Raw genomic sequence first — 20,339 nt, forward strand, 5'->3', positions numbered from 1 at the left:
CACGTTTGTCCGCAACGGCCCCGCACGCGGGGCCGTCTGCGTTCATTGGATGGTGATGACCTTCACCTCGGTCTTCGTGCAGGCCTGGTCCAAGCACTGCCCGTTCAACCACACCTGGCCGCTGCCGATCATCACGCCCTGCTGGTTGACGAACACCTTGCCGAAATCCTGCTCGGACACCGCCTTGACCACCGCCGGGGTGATGATCTTCTCGTAGTTGCGCTGGAACTCACCGGGGCCGGTGATCTTCTTTCCGCCACCGACGTTCAATGGAAAGCGCACTTCCTCGACCACCGCAGCGCGATCGCCGCCAACCACGGCGGCCTTGAACGCATTGAAGACCTTCTCGAACTGCGCCGCATCGCCAAGCAGCGTTTCGATGCGCGCGCGTGCGTCTTCGGCGGGCGCTTCCGCTACGGGCGCGGCCGGTGCCGAAGCAGCGGGTTCAGTGGCAGATGCCGCAGGCGTTGCCGGGGCGCTGGCCTCCATCGGCGGCGGTGCATCCGCCGCAGGCTCGGCCGGCGGTGCCGCCGGCTGCGAACAGGCGGCCAGCATCAGGGCGGGAATCAGACAAGCCATCCGGCGCATGCGCGCACTCCATCGAAACAGGGAGCCCGATGGTAGCGCCGCCGCGGTGAGGACAACAAAAAGGGGACGGAGGGGATTAAGTCGTCAGTGGCACAAACGACTTAATCCCCTCCGTCCCCTTTTTCTTCGATCAGGCCTTCAGCAGCTCGAACTGCACGGCTTCGCCGGCCGCCGAGGACGCGCAGACCCACAGGTCGAAGTGGCCCGGCTCGGCACGCAGCACGCCGTCGCGGCCAGTGAAGGCCAGCAGCTCGCGGGTGAGGGTGAACACCACGTCGGTCGACTCGCCTGGCTGCAGTGCCACCTTGCGGAAGTCCTTCAGTTCACGCACCGGACGCACGCGGCTGGCCACGCGGTCGTGGATGTACAGCTGCACCACTTCCTCGCCGGCCACGTCGCCGGTATTGGTCAGCGTGGTGGTGATGGTCAGGGTGTCGTCCCAGCCGAGCTGCGCCGCACTCAGCTGCGGCACGCCGTAGGCGAAGGTGGTGTAGCCGATGCCGTGGCCGAACGGGTACAGCGGCTCGTTCGGGATCTCGCGCCAGCGAGCCTTGAACTCCGACATGGTCGGCAGTTCCGGGCGGCCGGTGCGCGGGTGGTTGTAGAAGTACGGCTGCTGGCCGGACACCTGCGGGAAGCTGACCGGCAGGCGGCCGGACGGGCTGTAGTCGCCGAACAGCACATCAGCCACGGCATGGCCGGTCTGCGTGCCCAGGTACCAGGTGACCGCCACCGCGTGCGCGTTGCGCACCGCGCCCTGCAATGCCAGCGCACGGCCGTTGCGCAGCAGCACCACCAGCGGCTTGCCGGTCATCGCCACCGCCTCGGCCAGTGCCTGCTGTGCCGGCGGCAGGGTGATCTCCACGCGCGACTGCGCTTCACCGCTGTAGCGCTGCGGTTCGCCCAGCGCCAGCACCACCACGTCGGCGCGCAGCGCGGCAGCCACCGCTGCTTCGGTGCCGCCCGGAATGGCAGTTTCCAGTTCGCAGCCCGGCACGATCTCCAGCAGCGCTTCATCGCCGATGGCGGCGCGCACGCCGGTTTCCAGGTCCACGTAACGCTGCTTGTCGCCGAACAGGGTCCAGCAGCCTTCAATGTTCTCGCGGTCCTGCACGAACGGGCCGATCAGCGCGATCTTCTGCCCGGTCTTCTGCAGCGGCAGCACGTTGTCACGGTTGTTCAGCAGCACGATCGAACGGCGCGCGGCATCGCGCGACAGTTCGTCATGCGCGGCGAGGTACGAGGTATCGGCTTCGCGCGCCGGGTCCAGCGAACGGTACGGGTCGTCGAACAGGCCGATGGTTTCCTTCAGCCACAGGATGCGGCGCACGCCCTCATCCAGCACCGCCATCGGCACCTCGCCGCTCTCGACCAGGCCCGGCAGGTGCTCGGCGTAGAAGCCGCTCTGCATGCTCAGGTCCAGGCCGGCGGTGAACGCCTTGGCGGTGGCATCGCGGTCGTCGGCGGCATAGCCGTGCGCGACCAGTTCCATATCGGCGGTGTAGTCGGAGATCACCACGCCCGGGAACTTCCATTCACCGCGCAGGATGTCGGTCAGCAGTTCGGCGTTGGCACTGGCCGGCACGCCGTTGATGTCGTTGAACGAGGACATCACGGTGATCGCGCCGGCGTCGAAGGCGGCCTTGAACGGCGGCAGGTGCACGTCGCGCAGGGTCTGCGGCGAGATGTCCACCATGTTGTATTCCATGCCGGCCATCACCGCGCCATAGGCGGCGAAGTGCTTCGGCGTGGCCAGCAGCGAATCGGCGGCGCGCAGGTCGCTGCCCTGGAAGCCGCGCACGCGGGCGGCGGCAAAGGCACAGCCCAGCACCACGTCCTCACCGGCACCTTCGGCGCCACGGCCCCAGCGCTGGTCGCGGGCGATGTCCACGGCCGGGGCATAGGTCCAGTGCAGGCCGGCAGCGGTGGCCTCGATGGCGGTGGCGCGCGCGGTGCGCTCGGCCAGCGCCGGCTCGAAGCTGGCGGCCTCGCCCAGCGGAATCGGGAACACGGTGCGCATGCCGTGGATGACGTCGGCCGCCAGGATCACCGGGATGCCCAGGCGGCTCTCTTCGGTGGCGACCTGCTGGATCCGGCGGCCCAGTTCGGCGCCCACACCATTGAACAGCGAGCCGACCTTGCCCTCGCGCACCTGCTGCAGCACCTGGTCGGCATTGCGCACGTTGGCTTCCGGGTTCACGTCCGGGGCGAACGGGCGGACCATGTCCGCGAAGACACCCAGCTGGCCGACCTTTTCCTCGACGGTCATCTGGGCAATGAGGGATTCGATGCGATCGGAGGCCACCGGCAGTCCTTGATGAAAACGTTTACAAGCCCGGCATTCTAGCGATCCCGGACGATTTGGCGAGGGGTTTGTTCATTCAGTTTCAGCCACCAGCGGGGTCCGTATGGCCCCGCCGGGGGCACCGCAGCTTACTCCGAGCCGGCCAACTGGCGCTGCCCGGCCATCAACATGGCGTCGCTGGAGGCCTGGAACACCCGCAGGCCGAAGGCCGGCAGGATCGCCAGCAGGTGGTCGAAAATGTCCGACTGCACCGCCTCGTACTCGCCCCAGGCGGTGCTGCGGGTGAAGCAGTACAGCTCCAGCGGCAGGCCTTCGGTGGTCGGCTGCAGCTGGCGTACCAGCAGGGTCATGTCGGTATGGATGCCCGGGTGGCTGCGCAGGTAGCGCTCCACATAGGCCCGGAAGGTACCCAGGTTGGTCACCCGGCGGCTGTTGACCTCGGCCACGCCCTGCTCGCGCAGGCGCCCGTTCCACTGCCCCAGCTCCTGCTCCTTGGCCTGCAGGTAGTCGCGCAGCAGCGCGAATTCACCGAGGAAGGCCAGGTCGCCCTCATCCAGGAAGCCGACGCTGTGCTGGTCCAGGTACAGCGCGCGCTTGATCCGGCGCCCACCCGCCTCCTGCATGCCGCGCCAGTTCTTGAACGACTCGGTCACCAGCTTCTTGGTCGGGATGGTGGTGATGGTCTTGTCGAAGTTCTGCACGGTGATGGTGTGCAGGGCGATGTCGATCACATCGCCATCGGCGTTCTGGCTGGGCATCTCGATCCAGTCACCGATGCGCACGCGACCATCGCCACTGATCTGTACGCTGGCCACCAGCGACAGGATGGTGTCCTGGAAGATCAGCATCAGCACTGCGGTGGCGGCGCCGAGACCGGTGACCAGATAGCGGAGGTCGACGCCGGCCAGGGTGGCAACGATCGACAGGCCGGCGATCACGAAGATGACGATCTTGGCGACCTGCAGGTACCCCTTGATCGGCTTGTTGCGTGCCTCGGGGCGGCGCTCGTAGAGATCATTGGCCGCATCCAGCGCATGCGAGATGGCCAGCACCACGGTCAGGATCGCCCACGCCTGGCAGGCGCCGATGATGAAGCTCACCAGCCCCGGCGGCAGGTCCGGCACGATGCGGATGCCCGAGGCGATCACCTGGCTGGGCACCACATTGGACAGACGCGAGATCACCCGCATCAGGTGGCTGCCGCGGCCGGTATCAGCGCCCGGCAGGCGGCTGAGCAGGCGTCGCAGGCCGCGCAGCAGGATGCGCTTGGTCACCCAGTTGGCCAGGCCAGCGGCGATCAGCAGCGCCGAGATCATCAACGCCAGGTAGGCGCCAGGATAGGGTTCCAGTGTGTTCTGCAGCCGTTCCAGCCACTGTACCGCCACCACCGCGTCCACCATCGGTTGTCTCCTGTCTGTTTCGTTGTTGCCAAGGTTGCCGGCCAGCGGCCGGCACTACCGGGGTTGCCGGCCAGCGGCCGGCACGACCGGGTCAGTCCCGCGTGCGTTCGATGATCACGCCCACCGCGCGCGCGCCGCGCACCGCGCCCGGCTTGCTCAGCTTCAGGCGCAGCCACTTCACGTCGAATTCGTCCAGCACGATCTGCGCGCAACGCTCGGCCAGGGTCTCGACCAGGCCGAACTCCGACTCGCGCACGAACTGTTCCAGGCGCTTGCTCACCGCCTTGTAGTTCAGGGTGTGGGCGATGTCATCGGTGGCTGCGGGGCGACGGTTGTCGAAGCCCATTTCCAGGTCGAACACCAGGTCCTGGCGGATCCGCCGCTCCCAATCGTAGATGCCGATCAGGGCGTCGATCGTCAGCCCCTCGATGAAAACCTTGTCCATTGCGGTTACCAGCCGAATACAGACGGCCATGGTACCGGCACGGCGGTGAGCCTGCCCGGAACGGGCGGCGGGCCACCGGCGTGGGGCGGTCCGGAAAAAACAAAGGGCCCTGCTAGCGGGGCCCTTTGGTACCTCTCAACGTCCCCGGGGGGAGCTGGAATCCAGCCGCGAGTCCCGGAGCACACGATGCAGATCGTGACGTTCATTTCCTCTACGGTCCAGAGTCAATCACGACATACTGGAGGAAGCCCAAGGCGATACAGGAATTTTGCTGCCTGACACGGCGGCATTGCCCGATATCACGCCTGCGGCAACCAGCGCAGGCTAGTGATCCGCCATGTGGTCCCGTATTTGATGAGAGAGCAACGAATCCTGCAGGCAGCGCTGTCACGCCCACGGTGGGCGACGTACAAACGCATTGCATACCGGCACTGTTTGGACGCCGCCTCACTTTACGTATGGAACATGCAGATGTGCGGCGCGCTGCTATCTCCCCTGCACGTCTGTGAAATCGTAATCCGCAATGCGGTGGCCGCGGCGCTGGCGCATACCTTCGGGCCGCGCTGGCCCTGGCATCCTGCACTGCTGCAGCGGATGCCAGCAGATGGCGCGTTGTCGGCCTTGCAGGATATCCATAGACAGGCAGATCCTCGGATGGACACTCCAGAGATCATCGCCAGTCTTCGTTTCGCTTTCTGGCAGCAGCTTTTCACGCGGCGCTTCGAGGGAGCCGTCTGGGCGCGGGGCTTGAAGATTGCGTTGCCGAACGCGCCACAGGATGCTCTCAGCGTGGTCCGCACGAACATCCATGCTGACCTCGACCGCATCCGCCACCTGCGCAACCGCATCGCCCATCACGAGCCCATCCTCGAGCGCGACATCGGCGCCGACCTGGCCGCGATCGGGCGGCTGATCCATGCCCGCTGCCCACACACGCTGGGCTGGCTGCAGCGCCATGAGCGGGCGACAACCGTGCTGGCGGCGTCGCCGTTGGCAGTGCATCGGTAATGCGTCCGCCGGCCGTGGCCCGACGCTACCGGTTCACACCGCCGGCAGGGTCGCCATGTCCCAGCGCGGGGTCACATCCACTTTCGGCGGGCTGTGCTGGCCAGCCTGCAGGCGCAGCGCGCCGGCGAAGGCGATCATCGCGCCGTTGTCGGTGCACAGTGCCGGCCGCGGGAAGCAGGCACGGCCGCCGAGGCGCTCGGCCATCTGCTGCAGGCGGGCGCGCAGGCGCTTGTTGGCGCCGACACCGCCGGCCACCACGATCACGTTGGTGCCCGCTGCTTCCAGCGCGCGCTCGCACTTGATCGACAGGGTCTCGACCACCGCATCTTCAAAGCCACGGGCGATATCGGCACGGGTCTGCTCGCTCTGGTCGCTGTCGCGCCAGGCCATCAGGACCTGGGTCTTCAGGCCGGAGAAGCTGAAATCCAGCCCCGGGCGGTCGGTCATCGGCCGCGCGAAGCGGTACGCGCCCGGCGTGCCCTGCTCGGCCAGCCTGGCCAGCTGCGGGCCGCCCGGGTACGGCAGCCCCATCAGCTTGGCAGTCTTGTCGAAGGCCTCGCCGGCCGCATCATCCAGGGTTTCGCCCAGCAGGCGGTACTGGCCGATCGCATCCACCGCCACCAGCTGGGTATGGCCACCGGACACCAGCAGTGCCACGAACGGCGCTTCCGGCGGGTCGTCTTCCATCAGCGGGGCCAGCAGGTGGCCTTCCATATGGTGTACGCCCACGGCTGGTACCTCCAGCGCCCAGGCCAGCGAACGCGCCACGCCCGCGCCCACCAGCAGCGCGCCGACCAGGCCGGGACCGGCCGTATAAGCCACGCCATCGATATCGCCTACCCCCAGACCGGCTTCGGCCAGGGTCTGGCGCACCAGCGGCAGCAGCTTGCGGACGTGGTCGCGGCTGGCCAGCTCTGGCACCACACCCCCGTATTCGGCGTGCAGGGCGATCTGGCTGTAGACCGCATGGGCGCGCAGGGCCGCGCTGCCGGACAGGCCGGTGTCATACACCGCCACGCCGGTCTCATCACAGGAAGATTCGATGCCAAGGACTCGCATGCCTGCTATTATGACGCCCCTGCCGCCCCCTCGGGGGATGTGCAGATCTCACTGCTTTCGAACTTCCGGCCCGTATTCAGGGTTGGCCGCTTGCAGTTTGTCTATTCGCCGCTATAATGTGCGGCTCGCCGGGCGTGACCCGGTTCTACTGTGTCCCGGAGATTCCATGCCCAGCGTCAAAGTCCGCGAGAACGAGCCCTTCGAGTTTGCTCTTCGCCGCTTCAAGCGCACTTGCGAAAAGGCCGGTGTGCTGGCCGAAACCCGCAAGCGCGAGTTCTACGAAAAGCCGACCCAGGAGCGCAAGCGCAAGGCCGCCGCTGCTGTGAAGCGTCAGCTGCGCCGCTCGTCGCGCGACGTCACCAAGCGTCAGCGCCTGTACTGATCGGACGCATCTTCATTGCGGCGGGCCTGCCTGTCGCGATGGAGCCGAAGCCGGCACGCGCGAGCGTCGCCGGCTTTTTGCGTTTCCGGGCTCGGGCATCCGCCCCGCCCCACCTACCACCACGAGGTTCCTCATGAGCATGAAGCAGCAGCTCACCGAAGACATGAAGGCCGCCATGAAGGCGGGCGAGAAGCACAAGCTGGGCGTGATCCGCCTGATCAATGCCGCCATCAAGCAGCGCGAAGTGGACGAGCGCATCGAACTGGACGACACCGCTGTGATCGCCGTGCTCGACAAGATGGTCAAGCAGCGCAAGGACTCGGTCAGCCAGTACGAAGCCGCCAACCGCGAAGACCTGGCCGAGATCGAGCGCGCCGAGATCGTGGTCATCGAAGCCTACCTGCCGGCCAAGATGGGCGAAGCCGAGATCGTGGCCGCCATCCAGGCCGCCATCGCCGAAACCGGCGCCTCCGGCCCGGCCGACATGGGCAAGCTGATGGGCGCACTGAAGCCCAAGCTCGCCGGCCAGGCCGACATGGGCCTGGTCTCCAAGCTGGTCAAGCAGCTGCTGGCGTAATCCAGCACTTGCGGTCGGATCCCTTCCGCGACACGGAAGGGCTCTGACCCCATTGATGCACCCGCTTCACCGCACCTTCGTCGGTCGCCTGCTACAACCGCACACATGGTTGAACCCGAGCCCAACGTTCCCGTGTCACTGCACAAGTACATCAAGCGCCTGCAGGACAGCTTCCCGATGGCGGTGGCCAAGCGCTTCGTCGACGTCGACGTGCTGACCCAAGCAGCTTCCGTCTCCTTCTACGCCCTGCTGTCGATGGCACCGTTGCTGGTGCTGCTGCTGTGGCTGACCGCCTCACTGTACCCACCGGCCCAGCAGGCACTGATCGACCAGATCAGCTCGGTGGCCGGCAGCAGCGCGGCCACCGTGGCCGAAACCGTTCTGAAGAACGCCGACAACCAGCCGGATGTCGGCTCGCTGGCGGGTGTGTGGAGCACGCTGCTGCTGTTCGTCGGCGCCACCGCCGTGTTCGCCCAGCTGCAGAACGCACTGAACCTGATCTTCCGCACCAGCGGCGAGCGCCTGGAAGGCCTCAAGGCCTGGCTGCGCAAGCGCGTGTTCTCGTTCGGCGTGGTGCTGGCGCTGGGCTTCCTGCTGATCCTGTCGATGACCGCCACCACGGTGCTGCAGGTGGCCTTCGCGCAACTGCCCTCGATCCTGCCCGCGCTGGGGTACGTCACGAGCCTGCTGCTGTACGCAGTCGGCTTCGCCTTCATGTACCACTACCTGCCCGACCGTCGCGTGGCGTGGCGCCAGGCCTTCATCGGCGGCGTCATCACCTCGGCACTGTTCGCACTGGGCCGGTACGGCATCGGCGTCTACATCGCCACCGTGGCACCCGGCAGTGCCTACGGCTCGATGGGCGCGCTGGTGATCTCGCTGGTCTGGATCTACTACGCCACCGTCGTGTTCTTCGTTGGCGCCCTGATGACGGCGGTGATCGATGAGCGCCTGCGCGCGCGTCATCACCTGGCCGCAGCCGGCATTGATCCGGCAACCGCCAGCCAGGTGCCCGACAGGGGGTAAACTAGGCCGACCGCCCCCGGTTCCGTCGCGTGGTCCTGCACCGCGCCCTGCCCTGTTGCCCATGGCCCGTATCCCCGACGCTTTCATCGACGACCTGCTCGCCCGCACCGACATCGTCGAGGTGGTGGGCAGCCGCGTGCCGTTGAAGCGCCAGGGCAAGGAGTACGCCGCGCGCTGCCCGTTCCATGACGAGCGCTCCGCGTCGTTCACGGTCTCGCCCACCAAGCAGTTCTATCACTGCTTCGGCTGCGGCGCGCACGGCACCGCGATCAGCTTCCTGATGAACTACGACCGCCTCGAGTTCCTCGACGCGGTGGATGAGCTGGCCAAGCGCGCGGGCATGGAAGTACCGCGCAACGAGAACCCGCGCAGCCCCCAGCAGCAGGACGACAGCCGCGAGCTGTATTCGGCACTGGATGCCGCCGCCCGGTTCTTCCAGAAGAACCTGGAAGGCAGCGACAAGGCACGCAGTTACCTCGATGGGCGTGGCGTGGACGAAGAGAACCGCGCGCGCTTCCAGATCGGCTACGCCCCGGACGGGTACAGCGGCCTGCGCGATGCGCTGGGCAAGGACGAGCGGCGCATGAAGCTGCTCGACCGTGCCGGCCTGTTCTCGAAGAATGATCGCGGCCACGTCTACGACAAGTTCCGCGACCGGGTGATGTTCCCGATCTTCGATCGTCGCGGCCGGGTGATCGCCTTCGGCGGCCGCGTGTTCGAGAAGGACGACGGCCCCAAGTACCTCAACTCGCCCGAGACCGCGCTGTTCCACAAGGGCCGGGAGCTGTACGGCCTGTGGCAGGTGCGCCAGGCCAACCAGAAGATCGAGCGGTTGATCGTGGTCGAGGGCTACATGGACGTGGTCTCGCTGTTCCAGTTCGGTGTCACCCAGGCGGTGGCAACACTGGGTACCGCAACCACGCCGGACCATGCCGAGCTGCTGTTCCGCAACGCGCCGGACGTGTTCTTCTGCTTCGACGGCGACGCCGCCGGCCGCCGCGCCGGCTGGAAGGCGCTGGAGTCGGTGCTGCCGCGCATGAAGGACGGCCGCCAGGCCTTCTTCCTGTTCCTGCCCGATGGCGAAGACCCGGACACCATCGTGCGCAAGGAAGGCGCCGAGGCCTTCAACGAGCGCCTGAAGCAGGCCACGCCGCTGTCGCAGTTCTTCTTCGATGAACTGACCCGCGAGATCAACCTGGGCACGCTGGACGGCAAGGCGCGCCTGGCCGAACGCGCAAAGCCGATGCTGGCGCAGATTCCCGACGGTGCCTTCGGCGACCTGATGAAGCAGCAGCTGGCGCAGCTGACCGGGCTCGGCGGCAACGCCCAGGCTGCACGCACGCCGATGCCGCAACGCCAGCCTTCGCGCACGATCCAGCCGGTGGCCAGGCGCAGCCTGGTGCGCGGCGCGATCGCCGTGCTGCTGCAGCAACCCTCGCTGGCGCTGACCTTGGGCGGCAAGCATCACTTCCAGGGCCTGCGCCTGCCCGGTGTGGAACTGCTTCTGGAGCTGCTGGGGCTGGTCGAACAGCGCCCGGACATCAGCACCGGCGCCCTGCTGGAACACTTCGACGGCCGCGAGGAACAGGCCTCGCTGCATACCTTGGCCGCACAGACGCTGCCCGGCACCGAAGCCAGCTGGACCCAGGAACTGCACGACGCGGTGGCCCAGCTGGAGAAACAGCTGCTGGTGCAACGTCTGGAGGAGTTGTTGGCAAAGCAGCGCCAGCAGGGTCTGGACGATACTGACAAATACGAATTGCGCGAGCTGTTGAAGGCCCGCGCCGGACTGCGCTTGTAGCGGCAGGACGTTTTCACGGAGAGGACCATGCTGCTGCGCCTGACCTGCCTGCTGTTGTTGTCGCTCTGCCTGCCACTGACGGCCCTGGCCGAAGACGTGCCTCTCAACGAAGTCCGTCCCGGCCTGTATGCCGGTGGCCAGCCCAGCGCCGCACAGCTGCAGGCCCTGGCCGCGCAGGGCGTGCGCACGGTGATCGACCTGCGCCAGCCTGGCGAGGACCGGGGCTTCGATGAAATCCACGCGGCCGAATCGCTGGGCCTGCGCTATGTGCGCATTCCGGTGGCCGGCGCCGAGGGGCTCGATGCCGCCAACATCCGCGCCGTGCACCAGGCCCTGCAGCAGAGCCAGGGGCCGGTGTTGCTGCACTGTGCGTCCGGCAACCGCGCCGGCGCCGTGCTCGGCCTGGTCAACGCACGCTACGAACACGCCAGCCCGGAACAGGCACTGCAGCTCGGCCAGCGCGCCGGCCTGAAGTCACTGGAAGCCGCCACCCGCCAGCGCCTGGCCACACCGGTCACCTCGCCCTGAACCACCCTCCGCACCAAGGACTCTGCCCACCATGACCCGCTGGTGGTCGCGCCTGCGACCGGACAACTTCACCCTCGCCCTGCTGTGCACCGTCGGCCTGGCCTCGCTGCTGCCGATGAAGGGCGCCGCCGCCATCGTGCTCGACGATGTCACCACCGTCGCCATCGCCGCGCTGTTCTTCCTGCATGGCGCGCGCCTGCCGCGCGAGTCGATCATCGGCGGCATGCTGCACTGGCGGCTGCACCTGACCATCCTGGCCTGTACCTTCCTCCTGTTCCCGCTGCTGGGGCTGATGTTCAAGCCACTGTCGGGCTGGCTGCTGACTCCGGAGCTGTACCTGGGCGTGCTGTTCCTGTGCACCCTGCCGTCCACCGTGCAGTCGTCCATCGCGTTCACCTCGATGGCCCGCGGCAACGTGCCGGCAGCGGTGTGCAGCGCCTCGCTGTCGAGCATCCTCGGCGTGTTCCTGACCCCACTGCTGCTGACCGCGCTGGCCGGCACCTCCGGCGGCGTGCATGACCCACTGCACGCGATCGGCGGCATCATGCTGCAGCTGCTGGTGCCGTTCGTGGCCGGCCACCTGCTGCGGCCGTGGATTGCCGGCTGGGTTGAGAAGCAGCGCGCGCTGCTGCGCTACACCGACCAGGGCACGATCCTGCTGGTGGTGTATTCGGCGTTCGGCGAAGCGGTGACCGAAGGGTTGTGGAGCAAGACACCGCTGCTCTCGTTGCTGGCCGTGGCCGTGGTGGCTGCCGTGCTGCTCGGCATCGCCATGCCGCTGATCACCTTCATCGCCCGCCGGCTGCGCTTCAACCGCGAGGACGAGATCGCCATCGTGTTCTGCGGCTCGAAGAAGAGCCTGGCCACCGGCGTGCCGATCGCCAAGGTGCTGTTCGCCGGCGGCAGCCTCGGCGCGATCGTGCTGCCGGTGATGATCTACCACCAGATCCAGCTGATCGTCTGCGGTGTGATCGCGCAGCGGTATGCGCGGCGCAAGCCCTGACAGGGCGCGCGGGTTGTTCCGAGTGAACCATCCACGCATGGCGTGGATCTACTCCAAACCACGGATGGCGTGAACCACCAGTAGATCCACGCCATGCGTGGATGGGTTGCCTGACGCTACGGATCCACGAGCGTGCCGACGCTCAGCTCCGGCATCCACACCCACAGGTCGTACGCCCGTTCCGCATGGGTATCGCCCCGCAGCCGCGGGGCCACCTGCTCTGGAAGTGGCCGCGCCATGCAACGGTCCGCGCACGCCCACGCCTGGCCACGCAGCGCACCCAACCGCACGCTGTAGATATCCAGATCCCGCAGCTGGGAGGCCATCGGCTGCCTCTGCATTTCCGGCGGCATACCTTCCGGCCGCCGCAGCATGGCGTGGACATTGCCAGTCAGCACCAGCATGCGTGCATTGTCTGGCAACCCTCGATAGAGCCGTCGCAACTCGGCTGCCATGAAGTCATCGCGCGCCTGGTTGCCGCCACTGCTGGCATTGACGTCATAGCCAACCAATTCGATCACGCGCCCCTGCATCTTCAGCACACGCAGGCCTTCGATCATCGCCAGCATGTCGCGGCTGCGGCGACCATCATGCTGGTCATCGCGCACGGTCCAGAACGCGCGGCCGTGCAGGTGCCGGCGCGCCCTGGCCCCGCCATCGGATTCCAGATAGTCGCGCAGCACAGGGTTCTCGGCACGTGGCAGTTCCAGCGCCAGCAGGACCGGGCCGTTGCGGCTGTAGTCGTCCACCAGCTGGCGTACCAGCAACGGGGTCTCGCGGGTGCCGTGGAATTCGCCCAGTACCAGCAGGCGGTGCTCACCGGCATGCTGGCGGATCTGCGCGGCGGTGTCATCGGCATGCGCGGTGAGGGCCACACCCAGCGCCAGCAGCAGCGCGGTGGTCCAACGGAAGATCGAATGCATCCCTGCGCCTTCCTTTCCTTTGCGGTCAGGAACAGCAATGGCGACGCAGCAACCGCGGTTCAAGTAGATCCACGCCGTGCGTGGATGCTCCCGCCATCAGACCGGGCCTGAGTCGAGCGTGGCTCGACTCTACAAAGGGCAGCCCCTCACAGCCAGGGCAGGATCCAGTGGTCCACCAGCAGGAAGGCGAACAGCGCCATCAGGTACACGATGGAGTAATAGAACATCTTCATCGAGAACAATTCGTCCGGCGGGTTGAGCATGCGCCAGGCATACCAGAGGAACACCGCGTTGAGCACGATCGCGCCGCCCAGGTAGAACGCACCGCTCATGCCCACCAGGTACGGCAGCAGGCAGACCAGCGCCAGCACCACCGAATACGCCATGATCTGCTTGCGGGTATGCACCACGCCGTGGGTCACCGGCAGCATCGGGATCTCTGCCTTGGCGTAATCCTCGCGGCGGAAGATCGCCAGCGCCCAGAAGTGCGGCGGGGTCCAGATGAAGATGATCAGCACCAGCAGCGACGAGTACGCCCAGTCCGACGAACCCTGCATGCCGGTCACTGCGGCCCAGCCCAGCATCGGCGGCATCGCGCCGGCCAGGCCACCGATGACGATGTTCTGCGAGGTCGCACGCTTGAGGTACACGGTGTAGATCACCGCGTAGCCGATCAGCGAGGCGAAGGTCAGCACGGCGGTGATCAGGTTCACCCACAGCACCAGGATGGTCATCGACAGCACGATCAGCACGCCGGCGAACACCAGCACCTGCCACGGCTTGACCTTGCCCACCACCAGCGGACGCCACGAGGTGCGCGCCATCTGCGCATCGATGTGTGCGTCCAGGAGCTGGTTGATGGCGGCTGCGGCCGAGGCCGCCAGCCAGATGCCGAGGAAACCGAGCACGCCGGCGCGCACCTGCTCCCAGCTCGGCACGCCCGGAATGGCCAGGACCATGCCGACCAGGGCGGTGAAGACGATCAGGGCAACGACCTTGGGCTTGGTCAGGTCCCAGTACTGGCGGTAATTGGAAAACATGGAGTCAGTCCGGGGCGCGCAGGCGGGCCAGCAGGCTGACCAGCACGAACAACAGGGCAACGGCCACGCCGTTGTGGGCCACCGCCACTTCCAGCGGCAGCGCCAGCTTCACGTTGAGGATGCCGAGGGTGACCTGCAGCACCAGCAGCGCGATCAGCGCGCTGGCCCAGCCACGCATGCTCGGCAAGCGGAACAGGCGCACGCCCAGCCACAGCAGGTAGACGGCCACCACCACCGCGAACAGCCGGTGCGCCATCTGGATGGCGATACGCGAGGCGCCATCCAGCACGCCGCCTTCGTAATCCACGCCGATGCCGCGCCACAGGGTGAAGCCTTCGACGAAGTTGTGCTGCGGCCACCACTGGTTGGCACAGCGCGGGAAGTTGTCCAGCGAGGCGCTGCCGCCGCCGCAGGCCAGCGCCGCATAGTTGGCACTGACCCATCCGCCCAGTGCGATCTGGGTGACCAGCACCGCCACGCCGATGCGCAGCACCCACTTCAGCTTCGGTGCTTCGGCCAGGGTGATCGGCATGTGCGTGGCGCGCCAGGCCATCCAGACCAGCAGCGCGAACATCAGCATGCCGCCCAGCAGGTGCCCCATCACCACGATGGGCTTGAGCAGCAGGGTCACCGTCCACATGCCCAGCAGGGCCTGGAAGATCACCACGGCCAGGGTCAGCAGTGCAGCGCGCGCCAGGTCGATGTTGCTCCAGCGCAGCGCGGCGATCAGCAGGATCGCCTCGCCGATCAGAGCCAAGGTACTGGCGGTGCCATGCCAGCCCATCATGTACAGGGGTATGCCGGCGGCCACCAGCACGCAGGCGGTCACCACCGCCGTGCTTCCGAATCGCCGCTTGCGCGTGGCCAGCAGCGCCAGGGTCAGGATCTCGATGCCCAGTGCGCCGGCCAGGAAGCGGTGCACCTGTTCACGCCAGGCCTTGTGGGTCTCCAGCGGGCGGATCTCCGCCGCCGGGTGGCCGATGGTCTCTTCCACGTGCTGCGGCCAGGTGGCCTGGCCATAGCAGGTCGGCCAGTCCGGGCAGCTCAGGCCGGCATCGGACAGGCGCACGAAGGCGCCGAACATGATCGTGCTCGCGGTCATGATCATGGCGAACCACGCCAGGCGGTGGAAATTGCGGTGCAGCGCCGGACGCGCGGAAAGGCTCATCAAACGGGACTCACTTCAGTTTCAGCAACGTGGCCATGTCCTTGCGCAGGCCACCGAGGTCGGTGCCCGGGGCATGACGCATGATCACGAAGCCGTTCGGATCGATCACGTAGACCGGCAGGCCAGCCGGATCGTCGACGCCGGGCAGGGCCGCGCGCAATGCTGGCGACGGAGCCAGCGGCCGCAGCGCGGGCAGCGAGGCGATCGACGCCGGTGGCGTTCCCAGCCACAGGATTTCGACATTATCGGCGTTATGGCCGAACAGCTGCCACACTTTGCCCAGTCCCTGCGACAAAGTGACGCACTGGGCGTCGCAGGCACCGGCCGGCGCCACCAGCAGGCGCCAGGTACGGGCTTCGGGGTTCCACGGGTACGGCTGGCCGTTGGCCAGGGTCGGCGCCTGCTGGCGCAGGTCCACAGGCGGCTTCAGCAGCTGGCCGGCATTGCGGTGCCCGGTGGGCTGCCAGCCAGAGAAGCGCAGCACGGCGGCCAGTGCCATCGCCCCGAAGAACACGGCAAACAGCAGCACCAGGGTCCGGCGGCCGGAGCCGCGCGCCTGCGGAGACGTAGCAGTGTTCATGCGGGGCATTTTCTCATGGTTGGGTGAGGGATGCGGGTATGACGCCGCGGTAGTGCCGGCCGCTGGCCGGCATCCAGGAATGCGGGGGTTGCCGGCCAGCGGCCGGCACTACCGGGCAGCACGTCGCCTGCGCCACTCCAGTACCAGCGCGACCACCAGCACGGTCAGGGCCAGGCCGAACCACTGCACGGCGTAGCCCAGGTGGCGCTGCGGCGGCAGCGTGTTCGGCAGCAGGTCCAGGTCGCGTTCGTCGCCGAAGGGCAGCGCCGGGTCCAGCCGCAGGACGCGATCAGGCAATCCCGGCAAGCCAAGCGCCGCCGCCAGGCCCTCGGCGGGCAAGCGGCTGGCCAGCCAACGCCCGGCCTCATCGGTAGCGGAGAACGCCGGGCCCAGGGCCAGCCCCGCCGAGGGCGGCGGCGCCAGCAGGCCACGCACCGCCACCGGCGAAGGCGGTGCCGGCAGCTCCGGCAGGGTGCGATCGGGCGGCAGCGCGCGCCAGCCCAGATCGACCAGCAGCACGCTGCCCCCGTCACTGCGGAACGGGCGATAGATCTTCACGCCCGCGCGGCCGTGCCGGGTCTGGTTGTCCAGCAGCACCACGCCGGGCAGGAAACGGCCGTGGTCGGCCACGCCGTGCAAGGCGCCAGGTGCAGCCAGGGCCTGCGCCAGTGGCAGCGCCTGTGCAACAGCTGGACCTTGTGCATCCAACATTGCCTGCTTGGCATGCATGCGCTGCAGCTGCCACAGCCCCAATGCGGTGAAACCAACCATTGCCAGCACCGCCAGCAGCCATCCGATCACGCGCGTGTGCTGGCGCATCATGACAAGTCCGCGCAAACGCGGTCAGATAGGCGCATCCACCCTGCCCTCGAGCCGCGCATGAGTGATTCGCTGAAGACCCTGCTGGTAATCGCGTTTCTGATCGTCATCGTCTGGAATCTGGGCGCCGGCCTGTATTACCTGCTGGTCGACCGCGGCCAGACCAAGCGCACGGTCAACGCACTGACGCGCCGCATCGCGGTGTCGGTTGCGTTGATCCTGCTGGTGATCGTGAGCATCTACATGGGCTGGATCAAACCGCACGGCATCGGCGGCTGAGGCCACCGATGCGTGCGCGGTCAAAGCACGTAGACGAACATGAAGAGCATCAGCCACACCACGTCGACGAAGTGCCAGTACCACGCGGCCGCTTCAAAACCGAAATGGTTGTCGCGGGTGAAGTGTCCCTTGGCCGAACGCAGCCACATCACGATCAGCATGATCGTGCCCAGCAGCACGTGCGCGCCGTGGAAGCCGGTCAGCATGAAGAACGTTGAACCGTAGATGCCCGAGCCGAGCGTCAGGTTCAGTTCCTTGTAGGCGTGGATGTACTCCTCCGCCTGCAGGGTCAGGAAGCCCAGGCCAAGCACCACGGTCAGGCCCAGCCAGATCAGCAGCTGGCGGCGGTTGCCGGCCTTCAGTGCGTGATGGGCGATGGTCAGGGTCACGCCGGAGGTGAGCAGGATCAGCGTGTTGATCAGCGGCAGGCCCCAGGCCGGGATGGTCTGGAACGCGCCGCCGATCGCCGCGGGGCCGTTGGTCGGCCAGCCGGCGGAATAACCCTGCCAGAGCAGCTCGTTGGTCATCACCCCGCGGCCTTCGCCGCTGAGCCACGACAGGCCCAGGTTGCGGGTGTAGAACAGCGCGCCAAAGAAGGCGCCGAAGAACATCACTTCGGAGAAGATGAACCAGATCATCCCCATCCGGAACGAGCCATCGACCTGGTGGTTGTAGTTGCCCGCCTGCGACTCGCGCACCACGTCGCTGAACCACCAGAACAGGGTCAGCACCAGCATCGCGATGCCGATGTAGAACGTCCAGCGCCCCCAGCTGGCATCGTTGAGCCAGCTGGCCACGCCCACCATGGTCACCATCATCGCGATGGAACCCACGAACGGCCATTTGCTCTGGGCCGGGACGAAGTACACGTTGGCGTCGGTCGGTGTCTGGGCCATGTCGGTATCCGGGTCAGGGTGCGGCGTGCGCGCCTTCCGAGGTGGCGGCCGGGGCCAGCCGATCGGACAGCGCGTCGTTGCGGTAGAAGGTGTAGGACAAGGTGATCGTCTTGATCTCCGGCGGCAGGTCCGGATCGACGATGAAACGCACCGGCATGTCGCGCTTCTCGCCAGCCTGCAGCGTCTGCGCGGTGAAACAGAAACATTCGGTCTTGCTGAAGAAGCCCGAGGCACGCGCCGGCGCCACGGAAGGCACCGCACTGCCGACCACCGCCTGCTGGCTGTCGTTGCGGGCGAAGTACAGCGCTTCGTTGAGTTCGCCGGGCACCACGTCCATGGTCAACTGCTCGGGATGGAACGACCAGGGCAGGCGCGAATTGACGCCGCCATCGAACTCCACGCGCACGGTGCGCTTGCCGGTGGCGGCGTCGGTGCTGGCCTCGCTGCCGGGGCCGCGTTCCAGGCGCACACCGAACACCTTCTCGCAGGCAATGCGGTACAGCGGCACCAGCGAGAACGTGAGCAGGAACACCGCCACCGCCACACCGATCAGGCGCGGCAGCCCCGCACTGCGTGACGGTGTGCTGGCTGGCGCCTCGCTCATCGGCCGATCACCCCGCTGAGGATGAAGCCGACGTAGACCAGCACGGCGATGGCGCCGACCCACATCGCCGTGCGCCTGGCGCGCTGGCGTTGCTGTTCGATGCTTCCGCCCTGGTAGAGCCGACCGCTGGTCGGCTGCTCTTCGTTGTTGTAGAGCCGACCGCTGGTCGGCTGCTTCTCGTCAGCCGAGCATAGCTCGGCTCTACCGATCGGCAGCGGGCTCTCGTTATGCATGCCCCACCTCAATGCGTGATGTCGTCATGCGCCAGATCTCCCGGACGGATGGTCGGCGGCGTGGTGAAGGTATGTGCCGGTGCCGGCGACGGCAGCGTCCACTCCAGGCCGCGCGCACCCTCCCAGGACCGCGCCTCGGCCTTCTCGCCGTTGCGCAGCGAGGACAGCAGGATCGCGGCCATCATGAACGGGGTAACGAACATGCCGAACGCACCGATCGAGCTGATCAGGTTCCAGTCGGCGAAGGCCACGCTGTAATCGGGAATGCGGCGCGGCATGCCGGCCAGGCCGAGGAAATGCTGCGGGAAGAACAACAGGTTGACGAATACGATCGACCACCAGAAGTGCACCTTGGCCCACTTCTCGCTGTACATCCGCCCGGTCCACTTCGGCCACCAGTAGTACACCGCGGCGATCAGTGCGAACACCGCACCGGTCACCAGCACGTAGTGGAAGTGGGCGACCACGAAATAGGTGTCGTGGTACTGGAAGTCGGCGGCGACGATCGCCAGCATCAGGCCGGAGAAGCCACCGATGGTGAACAGGATGACGAAGGCCACCGACCACAGCATCGGTGCCTCGAACGTCAGCGAGCCACGCCACATGGTGCTGACCCAGTTGAACACCTTCACGCCGGTCGGGATCGAGATCAGCATGGTGGCGAACATGAAGTAGATCTCGCCGCCCAGCGGCATGCCCACGGTGAACATGTGGTGGGCCCAGACGATGAACGACAGGAAGGCGATCGCGGCGGTGGCGTACACCATCGCCTGGTAGCCGAACAGCGGCTTGCGGCTGAAGGTCGGGATGATCTCGCTGACCACGCCGAAGGCGGGCAGGATCATGATGTAGACCTCGGGATGGCCGAAGAACCAGAAGATGTGCTGGTACATCACCGGGTCACCGCCACCGGCGGCGTTGAAGAAGCTGGTGCCGAAGAACTTGTCGGTCAGCAGCATGGTCACCGCACCGGCCAGCACCGGCATCACTGCGATCAGCAGGAAGGCGGTGATCAGCCAGGCCCAGCAGAAGATCGGCATTTTCAGCAGGTCGATGCCCGGCGCACGCATGTTGAGCACGGTGGCGATGATGTTGATCGCGCCCATGATCGAACTGATGCCGGCCACGTGGATGGCGAACACGCTGAAGGCGACGTTGTAGCCGCCCTGCAGCGACAGCGGCGGGTACAGCGTCCAGCCGCCGGCCGGTGCGCCGCCCGGCAGGAACAGGGTCAGCAGCAGCAGGCTGAAAGCCACCGGCAGCAACCAGAACGACCAGTTGTTCATGCGTGGCAGCGCCATGTCCGGCGCGCCGATCTGCAGCGGGATCATCCAGTTGGCCAGGCCGACAAAGGCCGGCATCACCCCACCGAAGATCATCACCAGCGCATGCACGGTGGTCATCTGGTTGAAGAACTCGGGCTTGACGAACTGCAGGCCCGGCTGCGCCAGCTCGGCGCGGATCACCACGCTCATCGCCGCGCCGATGATGAACATGATGAAGCTGAAACCGAGGTACAGCGTGCCGATGTCCTTGTGGTTGGTCGAGAAGAACCAACGTTCGAAGAAGCTCTGGTGGTGATGGTGATCGTCGTGCCCAACTGCCGAGTGCGCCATTGCAAAACACCTCTCAGAATCGGTTGTCACCGCGGCCGCGAACGGCCGCGGGCTTTACA

22 protein-coding genes are annotated in these 20,339 nt (G+C 66.8%); 8 read left to right on the top strand and 14 right to left on the bottom strand.

The features are described 5' to 3' along the window. Positions 1–42: 42 nt before the first annotated feature. From AC5P78_RS14790 to folB, 4 genes are all read right to left on the bottom strand, one after another. Positions 43–588 (bottom strand): hypothetical protein, encoded by a 546-nt coding sequence (locus tag AC5P78_RS14790; protein ID WP_024958187.1) that lies wholly within the window; start codon positions 586–588, stop codon positions 43–45. Between the two features lie 130 nt (positions 589–718). Beyond that, a complete protein-coding gene (locus AC5P78_RS14795) occupies positions 719–2,893 on the bottom strand; it encodes a glycoside hydrolase family 3 N-terminal domain-containing protein (protein ID WP_414498599.1) in 2,175 nt (724 codons plus the stop codon). Positions 2,894–3,021: 128 nt separating this feature from the next. Continuing rightward, positions 3,022–4,293: a mechanosensitive ion channel family protein gene (locus AC5P78_RS14800; RefSeq protein ID WP_005407808.1), complete on the bottom strand. Its 1,272-nt coding sequence runs from the start codon at positions 4,291–4,293 to the stop codon at positions 3,022–3,024. A 91-nt stretch (positions 4,294–4,384) separates the two neighbouring features. Then, positions 4,385–4,738, bottom strand: coding sequence for a dihydroneopterin aldolase (folB, locus tag AC5P78_RS14805; RefSeq protein WP_005407807.1), 354 nt, complete (start codon positions 4,736–4,738; stop codon positions 4,385–4,387). Between the two features lie 354 nt (positions 4,739–5,092). On the opposite strand from folB, the gene AC5P78_RS14810 reads away from it, so the two are divergent. Next, positions 5,093–5,746, top strand: a complete 654-nt coding sequence (locus AC5P78_RS14810) for a hypothetical protein (RefSeq protein ID WP_032966371.1) — start codon at positions 5,093–5,095, stop codon at positions 5,744–5,746. Between the two features lie 33 nt (positions 5,747–5,779). Here the strand turns inward: AC5P78_RS14810 and tsaD are convergent, their stop codons facing one another. Continuing rightward, positions 5,780–6,805, bottom strand: coding sequence for a tRNA (adenosine(37)-N6)-threonylcarbamoyltransferase complex transferase subunit TsaD (gene tsaD / locus AC5P78_RS14815; protein ID WP_032966370.1), 1,026 nt, complete (start codon positions 6,803–6,805; stop codon positions 5,780–5,782). Between the two features lie 166 nt (positions 6,806–6,971). Here tsaD and rpsU point away from each other — a divergent pair, with 166 nt between their 5' ends. From rpsU to AC5P78_RS14845, 6 genes are all read left to right on the top strand, one after another. Beyond that, positions 6,972–7,187, top strand: coding sequence for a 30S ribosomal protein S21 (rpsU, locus tag AC5P78_RS14820; RefSeq protein ID WP_002808376.1), 216 nt, complete (start codon positions 6,972–6,974; stop codon positions 7,185–7,187). Between the two features lie 133 nt (positions 7,188–7,320). After that, positions 7,321–7,764: a GatB/YqeY domain-containing protein gene (locus tag AC5P78_RS14825; protein WP_005412032.1), complete on the top strand. Its 444-nt coding sequence runs from the start codon at positions 7,321–7,323 to the stop codon at positions 7,762–7,764. A gap of 105 nt (positions 7,765–7,869) precedes the next feature. Further along, positions 7,870–8,790, top strand: a complete 921-nt coding sequence (locus AC5P78_RS14830) for a YihY/virulence factor BrkB family protein (protein ID WP_043035498.1) — start codon at positions 7,870–7,872, stop codon at positions 8,788–8,790. Positions 8,791–8,851: 61 nt separating this feature from the next. After that, entirely contained in the window at positions 8,852–10,591 is a 1,740-nt protein-coding gene (dnaG, locus tag AC5P78_RS14835) for a DNA primase (protein WP_033833640.1), read from the top strand. 27 nt (positions 10,592–10,618) lie between these two features. Continuing rightward, complete coding sequence (locus AC5P78_RS14840; RefSeq protein WP_043035497.1) at positions 10,619–11,119, top strand: protein tyrosine phosphatase family protein; 501 nt, start codon at positions 10,619–10,621, stop codon at positions 11,117–11,119. Between the two features lie 31 nt (positions 11,120–11,150). Beyond that, positions 11,151–12,122: a bile acid:sodium symporter family protein gene (locus tag AC5P78_RS14845; RefSeq protein WP_005407800.1), complete on the top strand. Its 972-nt coding sequence runs from the start codon at positions 11,151–11,153 to the stop codon at positions 12,120–12,122. A gap of 116 nt (positions 12,123–12,238) precedes the next feature. Here the strand turns inward: AC5P78_RS14845 and AC5P78_RS14850 are convergent, their stop codons facing one another. From AC5P78_RS14850 to AC5P78_RS14870, 5 genes are all read right to left on the bottom strand, one after another. Next, positions 12,239–13,045, bottom strand: a complete 807-nt coding sequence (locus AC5P78_RS14850; RefSeq protein ID WP_049396183.1) for a hypothetical protein — start codon at positions 13,043–13,045, stop codon at positions 12,239–12,241. 146 nt (positions 13,046–13,191) lie between these two features. After that, complete coding sequence (cyoE, locus tag AC5P78_RS14855) at positions 13,192–14,085, bottom strand: heme o synthase (RefSeq protein WP_005412028.1); 894 nt, start codon at positions 14,083–14,085, stop codon at positions 13,192–13,194. 4 nt (positions 14,086–14,089) lie between these two features. Beyond that, complete coding sequence (locus AC5P78_RS14860; RefSeq protein WP_005407797.1) at positions 14,090–15,253, bottom strand: COX15/CtaA family protein; 1,164 nt, start codon at positions 15,251–15,253, stop codon at positions 14,090–14,092. Positions 15,254–15,263: 10 nt separating this feature from the next. Next, a complete protein-coding gene (locus AC5P78_RS14865) occupies positions 15,264–15,833 on the bottom strand; it encodes a redox-active disulfide-containing membrane protein (protein ID WP_005412027.1) in 570 nt (189 codons plus the stop codon). Positions 15,834–15,941: 108 nt separating this feature from the next. Beyond that, positions 15,942–16,655: an SURF1 family protein gene (locus AC5P78_RS14870; RefSeq protein WP_043035493.1), complete on the bottom strand. Its 714-nt coding sequence runs from the start codon at positions 16,653–16,655 to the stop codon at positions 15,942–15,944. A 57-nt stretch (positions 16,656–16,712) separates the two neighbouring features. Here AC5P78_RS14870 and AC5P78_RS14875 point away from each other — a divergent pair, with 57 nt between their 5' ends. After that, positions 16,713–16,931 (top strand): twin transmembrane helix small protein, encoded by a 219-nt coding sequence (locus tag AC5P78_RS14875; protein ID WP_005412025.1) that lies wholly within the window; start codon positions 16,713–16,715, stop codon positions 16,929–16,931. A 20-nt stretch (positions 16,932–16,951) separates the two neighbouring features. Here the strand turns inward: AC5P78_RS14875 and AC5P78_RS14880 are convergent, their stop codons facing one another. Genes AC5P78_RS14880 through ctaD form a run of 4 tightly spaced genes read right to left on the bottom strand, consistent with a single transcriptional unit; the run spans position 16,952 to position 20,280 of the window. Further along, positions 16,952–17,827, bottom strand: a complete 876-nt coding sequence (locus AC5P78_RS14880; RefSeq protein ID WP_005412024.1) for a cytochrome c oxidase subunit 3 — start codon at positions 17,825–17,827, stop codon at positions 16,952–16,954. 13 nt (positions 17,828–17,840) lie between these two features. After that, positions 17,841–18,431, bottom strand: a complete 591-nt coding sequence (locus tag AC5P78_RS14885) for a cytochrome c oxidase assembly protein (protein WP_414498610.1) — start codon at positions 18,429–18,431, stop codon at positions 17,841–17,843. Beyond that, a complete protein-coding gene (locus AC5P78_RS14890; RefSeq protein ID WP_049417770.1) occupies positions 18,428–18,664 on the bottom strand; it encodes a hypothetical protein in 237 nt (78 codons plus the stop codon). The genes AC5P78_RS14885 and AC5P78_RS14890 overlap by 4 nt, the downstream gene beginning before the upstream one ends. 8 nt (positions 18,665–18,672) lie before the next feature. Beyond that, complete coding sequence (ctaD, locus tag AC5P78_RS14895) at positions 18,673–20,280, bottom strand: cytochrome c oxidase subunit I (protein WP_005407790.1); 1,608 nt, start codon at positions 20,278–20,280, stop codon at positions 18,673–18,675. Between the last annotated feature and the right edge of the window lie 59 nt (positions 20,281–20,339).

This window comes from Stenotrophomonas sp. YJH_SMC_133 (genome assembly GCF_059370655.1).